The sequence below is a fragment of the Pseudomonas entomophila genome (genome assembly GCF_029478665.1).
GTDB classification, from domain to species: Bacteria; Pseudomonadota; Gammaproteobacteria; order Pseudomonadales; family Pseudomonadaceae; genus Aquipseudomonas; species Aquipseudomonas entomophila_F.
On the sequence record NZ_JARPQB010000050.1, the window covers coordinates 21,202 to 39,956 of the forward strand.

General features: G+C 63.4%; 19 protein-coding genes and 2 tRNA genes. 10 read left to right on the plus strand and 11 right to left on the minus strand.

The features are described 5' to 3' along the window. Positions 1-59: 59 nt before the first annotated feature. Positions 60-365: an NIPSNAP family protein gene (locus P5705_RS21590; protein ID WP_213660611.1), complete on the plus strand. Its 306-nt coding sequence runs from the start codon at positions 60-62 to the stop codon at positions 363-365. A gap of 12 nt (positions 366-377) precedes the next feature. On the opposite strand, the gene P5705_RS21595 is transcribed toward P5705_RS21590, so the two are convergent. From P5705_RS21595 to P5705_RS21605, 3 genes are all read right to left on the minus strand, one after another. Further along, positions 378-947 carry an SPOR domain-containing protein gene (locus P5705_RS21595; RefSeq protein WP_277462906.1) on the minus strand — a complete coding sequence of 190 codons (570 nt, stop codon included), beginning with the start codon at positions 945-947 and terminating at the stop codon, positions 378-380. Positions 948-1,102: 155 nt separating this feature from the next. Then, positions 1,103-1,179, minus strand: a tRNA-Val gene (locus P5705_RS21600). A 226-nt stretch (positions 1,180-1,405) separates the two neighbouring features. After that, positions 1,406-1,482, minus strand: a tRNA-Val gene (locus P5705_RS21605). Positions 1,483-1,684: 202 nt separating this feature from the next. Between P5705_RS21605 and P5705_RS21610 the strand changes: the two genes are divergently transcribed. Next, positions 1,685-2,968, plus strand: a complete 1,284-nt coding sequence (locus P5705_RS21610) for an NAD(P)/FAD-dependent oxidoreductase (protein WP_102719452.1) — start codon at positions 1,685-1,687, stop codon at positions 2,966-2,968. A 74-nt stretch (positions 2,969-3,042) separates the two neighbouring features. Here the strand turns inward: P5705_RS21610 and P5705_RS21615 are convergent, their stop codons facing one another. After that, positions 3,043-3,786 (minus strand): peptidase C39 family protein, encoded by a 744-nt coding sequence (locus P5705_RS21615; RefSeq protein WP_277462907.1) that lies wholly within the window; start codon positions 3,784-3,786, stop codon positions 3,043-3,045. A gap of 154 nt (positions 3,787-3,940) precedes the next feature. On the opposite strand from P5705_RS21615, the gene P5705_RS21620 reads away from it, so the two are divergent. Continuing rightward, entirely contained in the window at positions 3,941-4,120 is a 180-nt protein-coding gene (locus P5705_RS21620; RefSeq protein WP_277462909.1) for a hypothetical protein, read from the plus strand. 80 nt (positions 4,121-4,200) lie between these two features. Here P5705_RS21620 and P5705_RS21625 read toward each other — a convergent pair whose 3' ends face one another. Then, positions 4,201-4,953 (minus strand): TerC family protein, encoded by a 753-nt coding sequence (locus tag P5705_RS21625; RefSeq protein WP_277462910.1) that lies wholly within the window; start codon positions 4,951-4,953, stop codon positions 4,201-4,203. A gap of 15 nt (positions 4,954-4,968) precedes the next feature. Then, entirely contained in the window at positions 4,969-5,208 is a 240-nt protein-coding gene (locus P5705_RS21630) for a hypothetical protein (protein ID WP_248919658.1), read from the minus strand. A 132-nt stretch (positions 5,209-5,340) separates the two neighbouring features. Here P5705_RS21630 and nhaR point away from each other — a divergent pair, with 132 nt between their 5' ends. Further along, positions 5,341-6,234, plus strand: coding sequence for a transcriptional activator NhaR (gene nhaR / locus P5705_RS21635; RefSeq protein WP_011533388.1), 894 nt, complete (start codon positions 5,341-5,343; stop codon positions 6,232-6,234). Between the two features lie 77 nt (positions 6,235-6,311). Here nhaR and P5705_RS21640 read toward each other — a convergent pair whose 3' ends face one another. Further along, positions 6,312-6,908, minus strand: a complete 597-nt coding sequence (locus P5705_RS21640; protein ID WP_277462911.1) for a TetR/AcrR family transcriptional regulator — start codon at positions 6,906-6,908, stop codon at positions 6,312-6,314. Between the two features lie 93 nt (positions 6,909-7,001). On the opposite strand from P5705_RS21640, the gene P5705_RS21645 reads away from it, so the two are divergent. After that, the gene (locus P5705_RS21645; protein ID WP_277462912.1) at positions 7,002-7,601 is read left to right on the plus strand and encodes an NAD(P)H-dependent oxidoreductase; all 600 of its coding nucleotides are present in this window, start codon (positions 7,002-7,004) and stop codon (positions 7,599-7,601) included. A 6-nt stretch (positions 7,602-7,607) separates the two neighbouring features. Here the strand turns inward: P5705_RS21645 and thpR are convergent, their stop codons facing one another. After that, positions 7,608-8,156, minus strand: a complete 549-nt coding sequence (thpR, locus tag P5705_RS21650; protein WP_277462913.1) for an RNA 2',3'-cyclic phosphodiesterase — start codon at positions 8,154-8,156, stop codon at positions 7,608-7,610. A gap of 473 nt (positions 8,157-8,629) precedes the next feature. On the opposite strand from thpR, the gene lpxO reads away from it, so the two are divergent. The 3 genes from lpxO (at position 8,630) to P5705_RS21665 (ending at position 10,610) form a co-directional block, all read left to right on the plus strand. Continuing rightward, on the plus strand, positions 8,630-9,529 hold the full coding sequence (lpxO, locus tag P5705_RS21655; protein WP_240063320.1) for a lipid A hydroxylase LpxO: 900 nt from the start codon (positions 8,630-8,632) through the stop codon (positions 9,527-9,529). Positions 9,530-9,617: 88 nt separating this feature from the next. Beyond that, positions 9,618-9,962 (plus strand): carboxymuconolactone decarboxylase family protein, encoded by a 345-nt coding sequence (locus P5705_RS21660; RefSeq protein ID WP_213660597.1) that lies wholly within the window; start codon positions 9,618-9,620, stop codon positions 9,960-9,962. Between the two features lie 78 nt (positions 9,963-10,040). Further along, entirely contained in the window at positions 10,041-10,610 is a 570-nt protein-coding gene (locus P5705_RS21665) for a GNAT family N-acetyltransferase (protein WP_277462914.1), read from the plus strand. A 97-nt stretch (positions 10,611-10,707) separates the two neighbouring features. On the opposite strand, the gene P5705_RS21670 is transcribed toward P5705_RS21665, so the two are convergent. Beyond that, complete coding sequence (locus tag P5705_RS21670; RefSeq protein ID WP_277462915.1) at positions 10,708-11,439, minus strand: hypothetical protein; 732 nt, start codon at positions 11,437-11,439, stop codon at positions 10,708-10,710. Between the two features lie 116 nt (positions 11,440-11,555). Then, positions 11,556-13,118 (minus strand): esterase/lipase family protein, encoded by a 1,563-nt coding sequence (locus tag P5705_RS21675; protein ID WP_277462916.1) that lies wholly within the window; start codon positions 13,116-13,118, stop codon positions 11,556-11,558. Between the two features lie 360 nt (positions 13,119-13,478). On the opposite strand from P5705_RS21675, the gene P5705_RS21680 reads away from it, so the two are divergent. Then, a complete protein-coding gene (locus P5705_RS21680; protein WP_277462917.1) occupies positions 13,479-13,901 on the plus strand; it encodes a hypothetical protein in 423 nt (140 codons plus the stop codon). 323 nt (positions 13,902-14,224) lie between these two features. Here the strand turns inward: P5705_RS21680 and P5705_RS21685 are convergent, their stop codons facing one another. Next, positions 14,225-14,968: a sulfite exporter TauE/SafE family protein gene (locus P5705_RS21685; RefSeq protein WP_277462918.1), complete on the minus strand. Its 744-nt coding sequence runs from the start codon at positions 14,966-14,968 to the stop codon at positions 14,225-14,227. A 241-nt stretch (positions 14,969-15,209) separates the two neighbouring features. On the opposite strand from P5705_RS21685, the gene P5705_RS21690 reads away from it, so the two are divergent. After that, a complete protein-coding gene (locus tag P5705_RS21690) occupies positions 15,210-18,605 on the plus strand; it encodes an Ig-like domain-containing protein (RefSeq protein WP_277462920.1) in 3,396 nt (1,131 codons plus the stop codon). The last annotated feature ends 150 nt before the right edge of the window (positions 18,606-18,755 follow it).

Consider the following 18,755-nt stretch of genomic DNA (forward strand, 5'->3'; position numbering starts at 1 on the left):
CCCCGGCAGAGTGTTGCCTGTAAGGTGGGCCATCCGGCCCACTCAAAGGAATGCCCGCCATGATCACCTGCCACCTCAAGTACGTCATCGACCCGTACCAGCTCCCGGCCTTCGAGGCCTACGGCAAGCTATGGATTGATCTGGTGAACCGCATGGGCGGCGTGCACCACGGTTACTTCCTGCCCAGCGAAGGCGCCAACAACATCGCCTATGCGCTGTTCAGCTTCGAAAGCCTTGCAACCTACGAGCAGTACCGCACAGCGTCGCAAACCGACCCTGAGTGCATCGCCGCCTTTGCCCTGGCCGAGGAGCAGCGCTTCATCCTCAGCTACGAGCGCAGTTTCCTGCGCCCGATGCTTGGCTGAACACGATAAGGGTCAGCGCTGGACGCCGTGCTGGATGACGATCGAATCGGTGCCGAGCTTGGCCATGACTTCTGCTTTGCGCGCATCGGCCTCGGCCTTGGCCGGGAACGGCCCCATCAGCACCACCGGCTTGCCGTCGCGGTACTCGACCCAGGACGGGATGCCCTTCTCGATGAGGCGCGCGGTCATGTCGGTCAGGGCGCCCATGTTAGGGCCCTGGATCACCTCGACATCCCAGCCTTCCGGTGCCGGCTGCTCGGCCAGCGCCTCGGCGCGACGCTGCAGGTCGGCGCCACCGCAAACCTCGCGGATGCGCAGGTTGTTGCCGGTTTCGTCGATGAGGATCTCGTACTGGCCGTCATGCTTGATCGCCACGTAGCTGCGGTAGGGCTCGTATTGCCCGGCATCGTCCTTGCCACGCACCTGGCCGCAGATCGAGCCTTGCGTGTCGAAACGCACGTTGGCGAACTTGGCCGTCTTGGGGTTGTGCAGGTGTTCGGCCACCTGCTTGTGCACACCCTCGACTTCGTTGTTACAGCCCGCCAGGGCCAACATCGCCATTACCACCGCCAGTTTGCGCACACCCGTACCTCCTGATTCGAAGGGGCGGATTCTAGCATGGCGGGAGGGGGTTGCCGGGGATAGGCGGCGAAGGTGGAAGGTTGCAGCGTGTGTCTGCGGCAACGGGATCGCAGAAAGCAAAAAGGGCGATCCTTACGGATCGCCCTCTTCTGATTTGGTAGGCACAATTGGACTCGAACCAACGACCCCCACCATGTCAAGGTGGTGCTCTAACCAACTGAGCTATGTGCCTGTCGTGTGGGGCGCATATTAGTGATCAGATGCACACCTGTAAAGCGTTTTTTTCAAAAAAATCAAAAACTTTGCGAAACAGCTTCACGCCACCTCTGTAGGAGCGGCTTCAGCCGCGATCACCCGCGAAGCGGTGCCTGGCATCGCGGCTGAAGCCGCTCCTACAAGGACCGTATGAACGCCAGAATGCAAAAAGGGCGACCCTTGCGGGTCGCCCTCTTCTGATTTGGTAGGCACAATTGGACTCGAACCAACGACCCCCACCATGTCAAGGTGGTGCTCTAACCAACTGAGCTATGTGCCTGTCGTGTGGGGCGCATTCTACGCGATCCAAAACCGGTGTCAACCGTTTTTTTCACGCTAACTCACTGAATCTTAAAATATTTATAGAAAGGCCAAGCGACAGGTGCCCGTAAAGGATTTTCACCGGACGACTAGCGGGTGTTTATTATTATTGATAGCATCGGTACATTCGTTAAAAATATAAAACACGAGGTTCCTCGAGCATGGCCAACACCCCCTACCCCCAGTCCTACTACGCCGCCTCGGCCAACCCGGTGCCGCCACGTCCGGCGCTGCAGGGTGAGGTGGAAACCGATGTGTGCATCATCGGTGCCGGCTACACCGGCCTGTCCAGCGCCCTGTTCCTGCTGGAGAACGGCTTCAAGGTGAGCATCGTCGAGGCCGCCAAGGTCGGTTTCGGCGCCTCGGGCCGCAACGGCGGCCAGATCGTCAACAGCTACAGCCGCGACATCGACGTCATCGAACGCACTGTCGGCCCGAAGCAGGCGCAACTGCTCGGCCAGATGGCTTTCGAAGGCGGGCGTATCATCCGTGAGCGCGTGGCCAAGTACAACATCCAGTGCGACCTGAAGGACGGCGGCGTGTTCGCCGCGCTGACCAGCAAGCAAATGGGCCACCTGGAATCGCAGAAACGCCTGTGGGAACGCTTCGGCCACAACCAGCTGGAACTGATGGATCAGAAGCGCATCCGTGAAGTGGTGGCTTGCGACAGCTATATCGGCGGCATGCTCGACATGAGCGGCGGCCACATCCACCCGTTGAACCTGGCCCTGGGCGAAGCCGCCGCGGTCGAGTCGCTGGGCGGCATCATTTATGAACAGACCCCGGCCGTGCGTATCGAGCGTGGCGCCAACCCGGTAGTGCACACCCCACAGGGCAAGGTCCGCGCCAAATTCATCATCGTCGCCGGCAACGCCTACCTGGGCAACCTGGTGCCGGAACTGGCCGCCAAGTCCATGCCATGTGGCACCCAGGTGATCACCACCGAGCCGCTGGGCGAGGAACTGGCCCGCACCCTGCTGCCGCAGGACTACTGCGTCGAGGACTGCAACTACCTGCTCGACTACTACCGCCTGACCAGCGACAAGCGCCTGATCTTCGGCGGTGGCGTGGTGTACGGCGCGCGCGACCCGGCGAACATCGAGGCGATCATCCGCCCGAAGATGCTCAAGGCCTTCCCGCAACTGAAGGACGTCAAGATCGACTACGCCTGGACCGGCAACTTCCTGCTGACCCTGTCGCGCCTGCCGCAGGTCGGTCGTATCGGCGACAACATCTATTACTCGCAAGGTTGCTCGGGCCACGGCGTGACCTACACCCACCTGGCGGGCAAGGTGCTGGCCGAGGCCCTGCGCGGCCAGGCCGAACGCTTCGACGCGTTCGCCGGCCTGCCGCACTACCCGTTCCCGGGTGGGCAGATGCTGCGTGTGCCGTTCAGCGCCATCGGTGCCTGGTACTACAGCCTGCGCGACCGCCTGGGCTTCTGACGTAACGCCATCGCGGGGCAAGCCCGCTCCCACGCATGTCGTGGGAGCGGGCTTGCCCCGCGATCATTTCAACCTCAATGCCCCAGGCTGCCGACCGCCTGCTTCGCCGCGATCTCCTGCCCGGCGCGGGCCAGTTCATCGGCCGCCTGCAACCAGCGCTGGCGATCCACCTGGGCCGGCACCTGCCGTGGCGATTGCACCAGCACCGCCCAACTTCCCTCCTTCGCCCACGCCGACTCGAAGTCAGCGAAGCTCAGCAGCTGGCGACGATGCATGCCCGAACGCAGCAGCACGCGCTGCTTGTAACGGTCATAACCGATCAATACCGCATAGCGCGTCTCGCTCCACCAGGCCGAACCCTCCTGGTAGCGCACCAGCACCGGATAGCCCGCGGCCACCTGCGCCAGCAAGGCATCGATGCGCTTGTCCAGGGGATAGACGACCATGCCGTACTCGCGGGCCACCCGGGGGATGCCGGTGTCCAGCCTATCTACGGCCTTGGGCAGGCCCAACGACTTGTCCAGCAGGCCAGGGGTGATCGGCGCGCCCTTTTGCGACAGCACGGCGGCCAGGGCCATCGAACCGCTGTGATTGGCATTGCCACGGTAGAACGGCACGCTGCTGATCTCGACCCGTTGCGGCAGGTTGTTGAGCGATGCCGGCGGCGCACTGGCGCAACCAGACAACGCGGCAGCCACCAGGCAAGCGGCCAGCAGGCGGCGTGGGCCGAAGATTCGGGAGTTGGGGGAATGTTGCAACATGGGCACTCGCTTGTTCCGATGCCAGGCAGGCGACGCCCGGCCCTGGGCACAGATCATAGGCGTCGGGCGCCTGCGGGTATAGCCCGGCGCGGGCTTGGAACGAAACGGCCCAAGCACTAGACCTTCGGTCAATGGAACGTCACAGACGTCGCGCTAGACTGAAGCTGTGTCTGGACGGCAAGCACGGCTTGCCGGAGAGAAGGAGGCACAAATGAGCCTGACAATGGCAATTCTCATGCTGGTCGGCATGTGGCTGAGCGTAGCGGCCGCCATGCTCTGGGGCGTGCTGCGCATCGTGCGGCGGCATGCCCACCCTCACCACCTGCCCCCTCAGGCCCTGGCCAAGCCACAGCCAGTGCGCCGTGCGCGACGCCATGCCGGGGCACATTGACGGCAACGCTCTGCGCGCCATGAACATCAAGAGGGGGCCAATGGCCCCCTCTTGATGTTCACTTGCAGCTTGCCGCTTGATTACCCTTCAGCCGCCTCACGCTTCAAGCGTGCCCGACGCGCCATGATGTTGAGGATCTCGATAGCCGTCGAGAAGGCCATGGCTGCGTACACATAACCCTTCGGTACATGGGCGCCGAAACCTTCGGCGATCAGGGTCATGCCGATCATGATCAGGAAGCCCAGGGCCAGCATCACCACGGTCGGGTTGTCGTTGATGAACTTGGCCAGCGGGTCGGCGGCCACCAGCATCACGATCACGGCGCTGATCACGGCGATGATCATGATCGGCAGGTGCTCGGTCATGCCCACGGCGGTGATGATGCTGTCGATCGAGAAGACGATGTCCAGCAGCAGGATCTGGAAGATCGCCGCGGTGAAGCCAATGGTCACGGTGCTGCCGACCTTGGACTCTTCCTTGGCGCCATGGGGGTCGACGCTTTCGTGGATCTCCTTGGTCGCCTTCCACAGCAGGAACAGGCCACCGGCAATGAGGATCATGTCCTTCCACGAGAAGGTGTGGCCGAACACCTCGATCACAGGCTCCGTCAGCTGGACGATCCAGGCCACGGTGCTGAGCAGTGCCAGGCGCATGATCAGGGCCATGCTGATACCGATGCGGCGAGCCTTGGAACGGTACTCCTCAGGCAGCTTGTTGGTGAGGATGGAGATGAAGATCAGGTTGTCGATGCCGAGTACGACCTCCATGGCCACCAGGGTGGCGAGGGCAACCCAGGCGGTGGGGCTTGCGGCGAGTTCCAGCAAATATTCCATGGGTCAGTCCTGCTCTCAGATGTCCTGGGTGTCTTTCTTGTCGTCTTCGGCCTTGGCCTTATCGCCATCGCTGCCGATAGCCTCGCTCAGGGCTTCCTGGGCGGCGTCGTTGGTCTTGTCGATGGCCTGCTTGGCGGTTTCCGCCGCCTGGTCGAGCATCTGCTGGGCGGATTTCTCGGCCTGGTCGCAGCCGGACATGGCGAACAGTGCCAGCGCCAGCACCAGCGGTGTACCAATGGATTTGAGTTGTAGCATGGGGTCCTCGCTTGTCGAATTCCGTGCGGCGCGTCATGCGCCTGATGGGGTCGCATTCTAGAGAGACTGAAACATCCGGAAAATTCGTATTTTCAGCGTATATACTTCGGTTTTTACGAATATGGACGCGCCATGCTCAACTACCGCCAGCTCCACTATTTCTGGGCTGTGGCCAAGACCGGCAGCATCGCCCGCGCCAGCGAACAACTGAACCTCACCCCGCAGACCATCAGCGGCCAGATCAGCCTGTTCGAGCAGACCTGGAACCTCGAACTGTTCCAGCGCGTCGGCCGCCAACTGGAACTCACCGAGACAGGGCGCCAGGCACTGGTCTATGCCGAGCAGATGTTCCAGATCGGCGGCGAGCTGGAAGCCATGCTGCGGTCTGGGCCACAGGAGCAGATACTGTTTCGCGTGGGGGTGGCCGACGTGGTGCCCAAGTCCATCGTCTACCGCCTGCTGGCACCGACCATGGAGCTGGACGAGGTGCTGCGCATCAATTGCCGCGAGGACAAGTTCGAGCGTCTGCTCGCGGACCTGGCGATCCAGCGCCTGGACCTGGTGATTTCCGACAGCCCGATGCCCAGCCACCTGGATATCAAGGGCTACAGCCAGAAACTCGGCGAATGCGGCCTGAGCTTCTTCGCCACCCACGCCCTCGCCGAGTTGCTCGACAAGCCCTTCCCCGCCTGCCTGGACGACGCGCCGCTGCTGATCCCCGGCCAGGAGACCGTGGTGCGCAGCCGCCTGCTGCGCTGGTTGGCCGAGCAGCAGGTGCAGCCACGAATCGTCGGCGAGTTCGACGACAGTGCGTTGATGCAGGCGTTCGGGCAGTCCGGCAGCGGAATCTTTGTCGCCCCCAGCGTGATCGCCGAAGAGGTGTGCCGGCAGTATGGCGTGCGCCTGATCGGCCAGACCGAGGCGGTGAACGAGTCGTTCTATGCCATCTCGGTGGAGAGGAAGGTCAAGCACCCCGGGATCATCGCAATCACTGAAGGCGCGCGGCGGGAGCTATTCAACTGGTAGCGACCTGTAGGAGCCGGCAAAGCCTGCGAACACCGGCAAAGCCGGTGCCAATCACCGCGGTGCCCGCTCCCACAAGGTCAATGCCGCCCCACCATCGCCACGATGGTTGCCTGCAATTCCTCCTTGGCTTCCCGCGCCTCCAGCTCACCGGCCGCCGCGCCCTGGGACAGCGCCTCCGCCGCCCCCACCAGCGCCCGCATCCCGGCCTGGCCGATGCGGCCTGCGGCCGAGAACGGCTCCAACGCCTCCCGGCACTTGGCGAGGAACGGCCCCTCATAGATACGCTTGAGCGCCTCCAGCTCCGGCGAGCCGGCCAGCGCCGCGCTCACACCAGGAATCTCCCGCCCCTGGCTCATCACGCAATCCACATACGCCTCGGCGATCACCCAGGCCCTGCCCGGCAGATCGGCCGCGCAGCCCGCCAGGGCGCTGTCGAGCATGGCGGTCTGGCGCGCGTCGTACTCTTGATACAACGCCACCAGCAACCCGGTACGGGTTTCAAAATGGTCGTACACCACAGGCTTGGTCACCCCAGCCTGCTCGGCCAGGCGCCCAAGGCTCAAGGCATCGGTCCCTTCCTCACGCACCAACCGCCAGGCCACATCAAGCAACTGGCGGCGACGCTCCTCACGGGACAGGCGCTTGCGCGCAGCGGGTTTGTCATCGCTTGACATCGCTTACCTACCAAAAGTAACTTACCAACGGTAACTTACTGCGAGTATATAGCGCCCACCCCTTTCGTGCATCCTGCTTCTGGAGAACCTGCCATGCATGCCCTGATCGTCATTGGCCACCACGACCCCGACTCCCTCACCCACGCTATCGCCGAACAAATCGCCGCCGGCCTGCGCGCCTCAGGCCACACCAGCGAATTCGCCGATCTGGCCCGCGAAGGTTTCGACCCACGCTTCAGCCTGGCCGACCACGCCGTCCACCGCCTGCAGGCCGCACCACCTGCGGATGTGCTGGCCGAACAGGCGCGCATCGACCACGCCGACACCCTGGTGCTGGTCTACCCCGTCTACTGGTGGTCGCTGCCCGCCCTGCTCAAAGGCTGGGTCGAGCGGGTGTTCAGCCATGGCTGGGCGTTCGCCTATACCGCCGAGGGCAAGATCAACAAGTTGCTCAAGGGCCGGACCGCGCACCTGGTCGGCGTGGCCGGGGCCGACGCCGGTACCTTCGACCGGCATGGCTACGGCGAGGCGATGCGCGTGCAGATCGAGCACGGCATCTTCGACTACTGCGGTGCTCGGGTATTGAGTTCCACCCTGTTCACCGACAGCGAGAGTGTGCCCGGCACCCAGCTCCTGGCGCCTGCCCATGCACTGGGCAAGGTGTTGTTCGAAAAAAACGAGGTCGCTGCCTGAGTGGTTTCAACTGCCCGGCAATGGCCAGTGCGCCAACGGCAAGTATCGCCCTTTGCGTGATTCGTAGAGGGTGAACTGCCGGGCGGTGAGGAAGCATTCAGGTGGCGTGCCGGCCTCGGGTGGCTGGCCGCGATAGTCCCGGGACAGGGTCAGGTGTGGTCGGTACTCGCGTCTCGCAGCCTCCACCCCCAAGGGCAGTAGCGCCTGGTGCAAGCCATATACCAGCTGGCTCAGGGCCGCAGGTGTATCCTGTGGCACCAGCACCAGGGCATTGGCCCGTTGCCAAACCTGCAAGCGATCGAGCAGCAGGCGCAACGGCGCCTGCGGGCGCTGCAGCGGGTCGACCGCAGCGCAGATCGCCGGCACCTGATCGGCATCCACATCGCCGAGGAACAGCAAGGTGACATGGAAGTTGTCCGCCGGTACCGGCTTGCCGCTGCGCAGGTTCAGTTCGCGCCGCCATTGGGCCAGGGCGCGACGCTGGGCATCGCTCACCGACAGGGCGAAGAACAGGCGCTTGAACGGGGCGCCGCTGGGGCGTGCATCCTGGACCATGTGGTACTCCTTGGGCGCGGAGGGAGGTACGAGTGTACAGGCCCAGGTGCGAACCTTTTCAAGGTCAGTGGCAGCGGTTGCTTCCGGCCCATGAAAATGTGCATGGCGCATCGCGGCTGAAGCCGCTCCTGCAGTCAGGCGAGGCAATGACAGCGATCCGCGACGGCCAACCATGGTATGACAGGTGTGGCACGTTGCAACAACCGTAGGATCGGATTCATCCGCGATGCGCCGCGCGGGCGGCACTCGATCTTCAGGGCGCTGCAACCCTCCCGTCGGACACCTTGAAAAAACCGGCCCCCAAGCACGGAATGACAACCCACCTCCAGTTGAATCGTTTACGCAACCCGTAGGCCATTACACCTAAGTCGCCCGGATTTGTCGTAACAATAAGTACAAACCCAAGTCGCGATTGTTTATGCTGGCGGGCTCAAGCCATGGCGCATGGCCATTTTTTAGACAAGTAACCGTCCATGAAAATCGCACTCGTACTGATCTTCGTCCTCTCGATCGCCTATGTTCACCTGCGCGGTCGGGTGCGTCACAAGCTGACCCGCCAACTGGGCGACCACTCCAGTTTCCTGGCACCGGTCAACAGCTTCCTCTACCTGTTCTCCAGACACCCGGCCAAGCCCTACCTGCCGGTCGAGGCCTTCCCCGAGCTGCAGACGCTCCAGGACCACTGGCAGGAGATCCGCGAAGAGGCGCAGCAACTGCTGCACGCGGGCGAGATCAAGAAGTCCGACAACTACGACGATGTCGGCTTCAACTCGTTCTTCAAGACTGGTTGGAAGCGCTTCTACCTGAAGTGGTACGGCGAGAGCCACCCGTCGGCGATGACCCTGTGCCCACGCACCACCGAGCTGCTGCAGGGCATCGGTTCGGTCAAGGCGGCGATGTTCGCCACCCTGCCACCAGGCGCCAAGCTGGTGCGCCACCGCGACCCCTATGCCGGCTCGTATCGCTACCACCTGGGCCTGGACACGCCCAACGACGACGGCTGCTACATCGACGTCGACGGCGAGAAGTACTCGTGGCGCGACGGCCAGGCCGTGGTGTTCGACGAAACCTATATCCACTACGCCGCCAACACCACCGAGCACAACCGCATCATCCTGTTCTGCGACGTCGAGCGTCCGCTCAAGTACCGTTGGGCAAGTGCCTTCAACCGCTGGTTCAGCCGCAACGTGATGGCCGCCGCCGCCGCGCCCAACGACGCCAATGACAAGACCGGCGGCATCAACCGCCTGTTCACCCGCATCTACAAGATCCGTGAGCGTGGCAAGGCGATGAAGAAACGCAACCGCACCCGCTACTACCTGGAGAAGTGGGCGGTGGTCGCGGCGCTGGTGCTGGTGTTCATCTATATCTGATCGCCTCTTGGGGCTGCCACGCAGCCCCAAGGACCTCAACTTCGACTAGCCTGATAGCTCCTGTTGCCAACCTGACAAGGTGAAGACGATGAGCATGATGGACTGGGACGCCTACCGTAAGCAGTTGATGGCCGGCATCGGCGATCTCAAGCAACTCTCCCCCGACACCGTGGCGGGCTACATGACGGCCAGCGGTGCCGGCACCAAGACCAACCACCTGGACGCCAAGACCCGCGAGCTGATCTCCCTGGCCGTGGCGGTTACCACCCGTTGCGATGGCTGCATAGCGGTACATTCGCAGCAGGCGGTCAAGCACGGCGCCACCCGCGAAGAAATCGCCGAAGCGCTCGGCGTCGCCGTGGCGATGAACGCCGGCGCGGCACTGGTCTACTCGGCACGGGCGCTGGACGCCGTCGGCAAGGCCGGCGCCTGACCTCGCGCGGCGTCGCCGCCCTTGCGCGACGGCGCCGCGATACCCAGACTGGGCGGCCCAGCCCGTGCAGGTATCACCATGATCCACATTCGCCCCATGACCCCGGAAGACTTCGAGCGCTTCTGGCCCACCTTCCAGGCCATCGTCCAGGCCCGCCAGACCTACGCCTTCGACCCCGAACTCGACATCGACCGGGCCCGTCAGCTGTGGCTCGAACTGCCCCTGCGCACCCTGGTGGCCGAGGAAGACGGCAAACTGCTCGGCTCCTACTTCCTCAAGGCCAATGCCGCCGGCCCCGGCGCGCACGTGGGCAACTGCGGCTACATGGTCTGCGAGCAGGCCCGTGGCCGTGGCGTGGCCAGGCTGATGTGCGAGCACTCACAGAAGCTGGCGCGCCAGGAAGGCTTCCTGGCCCTGCAGTTCAATTCGGTGGTGGCCACCAACGAAGTGGCCGTGGCGCTGTGGCACGCGCTGGGCTTCGAGACCGTCGGGCGACTGCCCAAGGCCTATCGCCATGCCGAGCATGGGCTGGTGGATTGCCTGGTGATGTACAAGTGGCTGGCCGACGAACCGGTGGTGGAGAAGCCGCCCTTGCTGATCGGGCGCAAGAATATCGAGGCGCGGGTTTCCCGCCGCCGCGGCCGGTAACTGCCCCTGTAGGAGCCGGCCTTGCCGGCGAACACCGGCATGGCCGGTGCCATTCACCGCGTCGCCGGGTTCGCCGGCACGGCTGGCGCCTACAGGTTTACAGTGAGGCTCTGGCGCGGCGCGGCCCAAGGCTGTGATAACCGAGCCCCAGCACACAGGCCACCAGCACCACCAACAGCACCATCAGTTCCCGGCTGTAGCGCGCCACCAGCGCCGGGAAGCCGATCACCTCGCGGTACACCTGGACATCGGCCGTGCCGCCGGCATACCGAATGTTCACCCCGCCATGGCGAACCAACGAGTAGTCCGAATCGAAATACACCCACACCTTGCTCTGGCCTGCCGCATCGATGGCGGGGATCTCGACGATGCCGGTCGGCGCCGGGATCAGTCTGTCGTTGCCCGCATCGTCGCGAACCTGCACCAGTCCCTTGGCCGGCAGACGAATCTTCACGGCCTTGACCGGCTCCTTGCGGTGGTTGATCAGCTCGATGAGCAACCCGGTGCGGTGGTCCACCAGGCCAGCCTCGAACGGCTTGGCGAACAGCTGCAGGTAAGGCGCCTGGGCCAGTTCGACCAGGCGCTCGATCTGCGGATGGCTCAGTGCTCCGTCGCTGACCTCACTGATGCGCGCATGCAAGCGCTCGTACTTGAGCAGTTCGTTGGTCTGGCTGATGCGTTCGCTGAACTGGCCCGGGTAGGTGAGGTAGGCGTAGGTCAGGCGCGCCTCGAGGCGGTCGCCATTGCGCAGCACCGCATAAAGCACGGCTGCGATGATGGCGACCACTAGCAGGCCCACGAGAGATTTACCGATTTTTTCCCAGCTCACCCCAGTGGTTCCTTGCATCGTTGTGTCGACAGTTCATTTTTTTGCCGGCAAAGCGTGCCAAGAACCGGGGCGATGGGCAAGCACCTTCCTGCCTGTCGATCACGGCGGCCGTCAGGTCACTCGGCGATGGTCTCGATCTCGATCCTGAAACGCCCTACGAAGCTTGAATCACCGACCTTGAACGCCCAGCCGCCCGCAACCGGCGTCATTTCCTTCCCTGGCTCGTCCTGATAACCCTCTGCGGCAAACTCTTCACCCTCATGCAGGAACATCGTAAAGGGTGGCTCGAGCAAACCTCGCAGGTAGTACTGCTTCCTGAAGATCACATTGTCCGAGAACCCCACGCCATACAGGTCCCGCTCGCCAACGTAGAAATCGACCCGCATGACCATGTCCTTCTTGGTGATGCTACTGTCCTCCAGAATAGGCAAGGTGTTCAGGAATCCTTCCCAGATCAATCGATCGGGGCCAGCCCAGTCGAACTCAACGTTCGTATCGGACAAGTCGGCCTCGGCGAAGGGCCCATAGCAATTCTCCGAGTCGGCCCCTTGATGAAACAGCTCGAAGTCCACCCCTCGAGGCTTGATCGAGACGCCAAAGAACAATTCACTCTTGCCGAACATGTCCATGCCTCTCAGGACCTGGCAGTCCATCAGCTGCAAACGCACTTTGATATTGCCAAAAAAGAATCGCGTGGCAATCTCGAACGACTCCCGGGCGGTAACCAGAGAATCAAGACCCCCATGGCACTTGTGCACGAACGTACGCGGTGAACCGGGTATCTGCGCATAGCCTTGTTTGACCAGGCCATCGCTGCGGTTGTAATTCATGCCGAACTCATTGGACACCGAAAATAACCGATTCAATATCGACGCGGCCGTGACGTCATAGGTCTTGTAGTTGGTGCCCACCACGGTGAGCAGACGCTCGAGTGGAAAGTAGTCGGCAAACTTACGGAAGGCGGTCTGGTTGCGCTCATCTTTCTGTCCGTCAGGGTTGAACGCTTCCAACTCGTCACTCGCGTCCACCCCCACCCACTTTTTCAGTACCTGGAAAGCGATGCCTTGGTGAGGCGTACCGAGCGTGACAATCTTGTTGATGTAGTCTTCGGCACGTCGTTCACCATCGGGGTACGTCTGCTGTATCGCCTGCCTGACCAGAAGGCCGCCCATGGAATGGGCAATGATGTTCACCTTGAGCGGATGTTCGGACTTGAGCCTCGCCAGGGCCTGGATGAAATCGATCAGGCGCACCAAGGCCCGGCCATACTCCACAAGTTTTCGATCATCGAGGTCATAGTAACGGAACACCCAGAGTGTGCGCTCGATATCCATCGGCTTGTTGACGAGGTACAGGGCCATCGCCGGGTCGATGACCAGCTTGTTACCCACGAAGAAACTTCTATCCAACGGGTTCAAATCAGAGGGCAGGTTTGGCAACATCTTGTCAACCACGCTGCTGTAGTAACCCACCACGTTGGTTGCATCCTGATATTGCCAAGCGGACTTCAAGAATCGGAGAATAAAACCTTCATATATATAGTTTTCCCCGCGCTTTTGTGGGTAGACCGTACCGTCATTGAAACCCTGGTAAGTCGCTTTCTTTTCGTCATCGACATCAAAGCCGCCAAACCCACGAATCAGGATCGTGGGTTGCGGCAAGCGAGTGGGCTTGCTCATTGGAAAACTCCTTGAAGTCCCATGCCTGTCCAGTATTCATCGATCACCGTGCGGACGGACAGGTTTTGCCCGTGGCTTGGAACACTCTAGATCACCTATTACCCGCACTCATATCGTTGCGCTCTCTTCACTATAACCAATGCGCATAGCCATTGTTTATGCACGCGCCGCACTTCAACCTGACCCGAAAATATGAACTAACGTTATTGAGCGCTTCGACGAACATTGATGTTGTCTCGGTATGAGTTTTCACGCTCACGCCTGTTTTCAGCGTATTGCCGTGATCGACCTTATCGCAATGACAATCATCTTCAATTTCTTAAGTGGCTCGCGCCCTGCCCACTTCACATGGACTCCATCATGGCCCAGACCGAAACGCCGCCCCCACCCAATGCCACCCGGTTGCTGGCAACGTCGCGTATCAGAGCCTGGCACCCCTGGGAGCCAACTGACCTGCTGCTCGAACAGGGCCAGCGCTACTACTTCAGGGCCACCGGCATATGGTGGGATGCCTGGATCCGTTGCGACGCCAATGGTTACCAGCGCACGCTCACCCGCAAGGCCGACGCGGGCCTGCGTTGCCAGGCAGCAGAGGCGCACTGGTTCACCCTGATCGGTGCCATCGGCCAGAGCAACGGCAGTCTATTCCCGATTGGTGACGGCAGCCGCTGGCGCGACGGCTGGACGGCCCCCGCCGACGGCCGCCTGTATGCCTTCGCCAATGACTGGGAACACTGGTACTGGAACAATTTCTTCTCGGTCACCCTGGAAGTCTGGCAGTAACGGAACCGATCACGGCCACTGGAGCACACCACCATGGCGTTCCGCAGACAATTTTCGGCTGGAAACCAGGGCAATCCCTGGCCTGGTTGATCGACCTGCTGGACGAGCAACAGCAAGTGGCCTATCGCATTCACTGCTGGGGCATTGGGAGAACTTCTTCGGGAACGATCCACAAGACCCGGAGGCGATGCCCCGACAGGATATCGCCGGGTTGCGCAAGCATGTCGAGGGCGTCGTCGGGCCGGGCATCACCTATCTACCCGCCCCGTTCGCGGAAATACCATTACCTGCCAGGCTGACAGCACAGTGACTACCCGTCGGGGTCAGCGCGCCAGCAACCCCGGCACCGCAACCACCAGCATCGCCACCCCCGACAAGGTCAGCAGCCCGAGTACGATGCGCCGGAACGCCAGCTCACTGATGCCCAGGTATACCCGGGTGCCAAGCACCGTCGGCAGCACCATCGCCAACGCCACCACGCCGAACCATGGCAACAGCGCCGTGGTCACCAGCCCGCTGCCCAGGTAGGTGAGCATGGTCACCGCCAGCATCGACAGGTTGAAGTTCTGGATCACCGCGCGCTGAGTGTCGCGTTCGAACCCGCGCAGGGTGCACCACAAGGTCGGCACGGTGCCGGTGAAACCACCGATGCCGCCCAGCACGCCACCGACCATCCCCACCGCGCCATCGACCAGGCGCCCGCCCTGCAGCCGGGGCAGGCGCGGCGCCAGCAGCATCAGCGGGCACCACAGCACCAGCAGGGTACCGAACACCGCCTTGAACCACAGCATGTCCAGGTGCGGCAGCACCCACACGCCGAGGGGAATCCCAGCCAGGCCACCGAGCACGAATGGCCACAACAGTGGCCAACTGAAGCCGCGCCGCACGCTGAACACGGCGATCAGTTGGCCGGTGAGGCTGCCGAACACGGTCAATACCGCCGCCACCCGTGGCTCCAGCCCCCAGGCCCAGAACGACATGGCCACCATGCCGAAAGCAAAGCCCGACAGGCCCTGGACGAAACCGGCGACGATGGCCCCGAGGGCGATGAGGTAAAGCGGGTCCATGGGTGCTCTCTGCGGGGTGGTCGTGGGGCAGCATTCCCCACCCAGGAGTGGGTGTCCAGCCCCAGGTTTGCGGGGCAGACCGGATCGGTTCTATTTCGCATTACAGCAACATCTTGAAACATGTGCCTTCCAGCCGTTTCCACCTTGGCATAACCGTTGCTCTGCCCCTTTGAAACAAGGCACATCGCCACCTTCGCCGGTGGCAGCAGATGCCAGGCTGCACAACACGGGGCACACGGTTATGAAGAAACCAGCAGCGACTTCCACGCACCTGTTCAGGTTGTCCTCTGTCACGGCGCTGTTGCTCGGCCTCGGAGTGGCCTGCGCGGTCGCCAGCGGGCTCGACGATGTAAGTCAGCCACCGCCCACCGACCCATCCGCCTACGCCGATCCGCCCTCAGATCCGGTGGCCGCGGCTGCAGCGCTGGAGGCCCTGAAGTCGATGCCCGAGGCCAACGAAGGCTCGCTGGAGCTGAACGACGGCGTGTTCGGCACCCGCGCCACGGTCAGCAGCGACAATGTGCTGCCCCCCGCGCAGCAGACCTCCAGCCAGTACCCCACCAACGGCAAGCCGAGCCCGCTGTTTGGCGCCGAGCCCTTCACCCAGCAGTTGCTGCTGTTCGAAGAGTTCGGCCCGGAGAAGCTCGACCCGGCCACCCCGCCCTACAGCCTCACCTTCCCGCTGCCAATGACCGGCCCGGCACCTGCCCAGGACCCGAACAACGTTGCCCGCAGCAGCCCCAACGGCAACGCCCTGGAGGCTTTCCTCACCCAGCCGGGCCTGACCCCCTTCCCGTCGCAGTACGCCAACGTGCTTGACCGCAACCCGTGGAAGGCGCAGATCGAAGCCTTCCTCAACCGCAACTCGGTCGGTTCTCCCGCCGAAGGCCGGCCACCAGGAAAGGGCTGGTCGCACCAGCGCTGGAACGAGTTCTACCCCCAGGCTGCGTTCAAGACCGCGCAGGCCGGTGCACGCATCAACCAGGGCCTGCGCGACCGCAAGCAGCTGCACGGCTACAACAAGGGCGAGTTCGGCCCCGGCGGCCTGTACTACCAGACCTCCGACATCCCCACCACCCTGGGCACCACCAAGGGCATCGACACCCGCTTCCACCCGAAAATGCCGCTGCAGGGCCACAAGGCCCTGTGGACTTTCGACGGCACTTTCCCGGCCAAGCTGCTGATGGTGCGCTATGGCCAGCCGGTGCTGATGCGCCACTACAACGCCCTGCCCATCGACCCGTCGGCCAACAACGGCTTCGGCCTGCACACCATCTCTACCCACGAACACAACGGCCACTCCCCGGCCGAAAGCGACGGCTTCGCCAACGCCTACTTCTTCCCCGGCCAGTACTACGACTACCGCTGGCCGATCCAGCTGGCCGGCTACGACACCATCAACACCCGCGCCCAGGACCCACGCGCCGCCTTCCCCTGCTCGCCGGGCGAAACCTTGTTCGTCAACGACGCCTCCCCCGGCCTGAAGACCTGCGAGAACGGCAGCATCAAGATCCGCGGCGACTGGCGCGAAACCATGAGCACCCACTGGTTCCACGACCACATGCTCGATTTCACCGCGCAGAACGTCTACAAGGGCAACGCGGTGATGATGAACTACTACTCGGCCCTGGACCGTGGCAACGAGGCGCTGCAGGACGGCGTCAACCTGCGCCTGCCCAGCGGCAGCGCGATGCCCTGGGGCAACCGCGACTACGACGTCAACCTGGTGGTGGCCGACAAGGCCTGGGACGCCAACGGCCAGTTGTGGTTCAACCCGTTCAACAGCGACGGCTTCCTCGGCGACCAGATCCTGGTCAACTGGCAGTACCAGCCCCGGCTCAAGGTGCGCGCGCGCAGCTACCGATTCCGCATCCTCAACGGCTCGGTGTCACGCTACTTCAAGTTCGCCGTGGTGCGAGAGGTGGCCGGCAACAGTGGCGAGTTCAAGGGGCCTTCCGGCGCCAACCTCTCCTACAGCCGCGTGCCATTCCACCTGGTCGCCAACGACGGCAACCTCATGGAGCACGCCGTGCCCTTCGACGGCAGCATGGACCTCAACGGCGACGATGACCGCCAGGACCACAACGCCATCCTGCCCATGCAAGGCATCGCCGAGCGCTACGACATCATCGTCAACTTCGCGAAAAACGGGATCAAGCCCGGCGACAAGCTGTACTTCGTCAACCTCATGGAACACCAGACCGGCAAGGGTCCGAACAAGGCCATCGCCCTGGCCGACGTGCTGTCGGAGAAGTACAAGGCGGTGATCAAGCAGACCAGCAAGGGCCCGGAATGGGACAGGGGCGACCCAGCGGTCGGCAAGTTCCTGCAACTGCTGGTGCAACCCTACAGCGGCCAGGACCTGAGCATGGACCCGGCCCTGTACGAGCCGGCCAAGCCCGGCAAGGCCGCCGGCCTGGCGATGATCCCGCTGCCCCTGGACCCCGGCAGCGCCAGCGACCAGGCCAAGCTCAAGGCCGCGCGCCACCGCGAGTTCGTCTTCGGCCGCTCGGACGGTACCGACAGCGCGCCCTGGACCATCAAGACCGACGGCGGCTTCGGCTACAGCATGGACCCACGGCGCATCAACGCCGCCCCGCAACTGGCCAGCGAGGCCACCGATGGCGGTTTCAGCGGCGACGGCACGTTGGAGGTGTGGAAGATCAAGAACGGCGGCAACGGCTGGAGCCACCCGGTGCACGTGCATTTCGAGGAAGGGGTGATCCTCAGCCGTGGCGGCAAGGCGCCGCCGGAGTGGGAGAAGTGGGCGCGCAAGGACGTCTACCGCATCGGCCCGGACAGCGAGTCGACCGCGGAAGTGGAAATGGCCATTCGCTTCCGCGAGTTCGCCGGCACCTACATGGAGCACTGCCACAACACCCAGCATGAAGACACCTCCATGCTGCTGCGCTGGGACCTGGAACACCCCGGCCAGTTCCAGCTGATGCCCACGCCCCTGCCCGGCTGGGACGGCGTGGAGTACGTCGACTCCGCCGCCCTGCCGACCTTCCGCACCGCCGCCAGCAGCGACGACAACAGCGCCAACAAACCGCCCGTGGCGGCCAACGACAGCGCCGCCACCAGCGCCGGCAGGCCTATCGTGCTCAACGTGCTGGCCAACGACAGCGACCCTGACGGTAACCTGCCGCTGAGCGTGAGCAGTCTGGCCCAGCCCGACTCCGGGCAGGGCACGGTCAGCAGCAACGGCACCCAGGTGACCTACACCCCACCGGCCACGGTGGCCAACCCGCTCACCGCCAGCTTCACCTACGCCGCGCGCGACGCCAAAGGCCTGGAGTCGCTGGCGCCGGCCACGGTGAGCATCGCCGTGACGCCGGCGGTGGCCATGGACGAAATCCAGGTCAGCAGTGCCACGGTGCAACTGCGCAGCAACAACCGCTGGACCTGGGAGCTGTCCGGCAGCACGTCAGTGGCGGCCAACAACAGCATCAGTGTGGCCGCCAACACCACCAGCGGCCCGCTGGAGCTGGGTGCCGCGACACTCACCACCAGCGGCACGGGCGCGCGCTGGCGGCTGTCGGTGACCACCATCGGTAGCGGCCCGGCCTCGCCACCGACGGTGACCGTGCGCTCGGCGCTGGGGCAGCGCGTGACCGCGCCGATCAGTATCAAGTGACGCACTGGCAAGGCCTGCTCCTTGTAGGAGCCGGCCTTGCCGGCGATGGCCTGCGCAGCAGGCCCAACTGCACGCGAATAGGACGACCCCCATGCTCCGCCACTGGCGCCTGCTGCTCCCCCTGCTGTTCCTCCTCACCCTCCCCGGCGC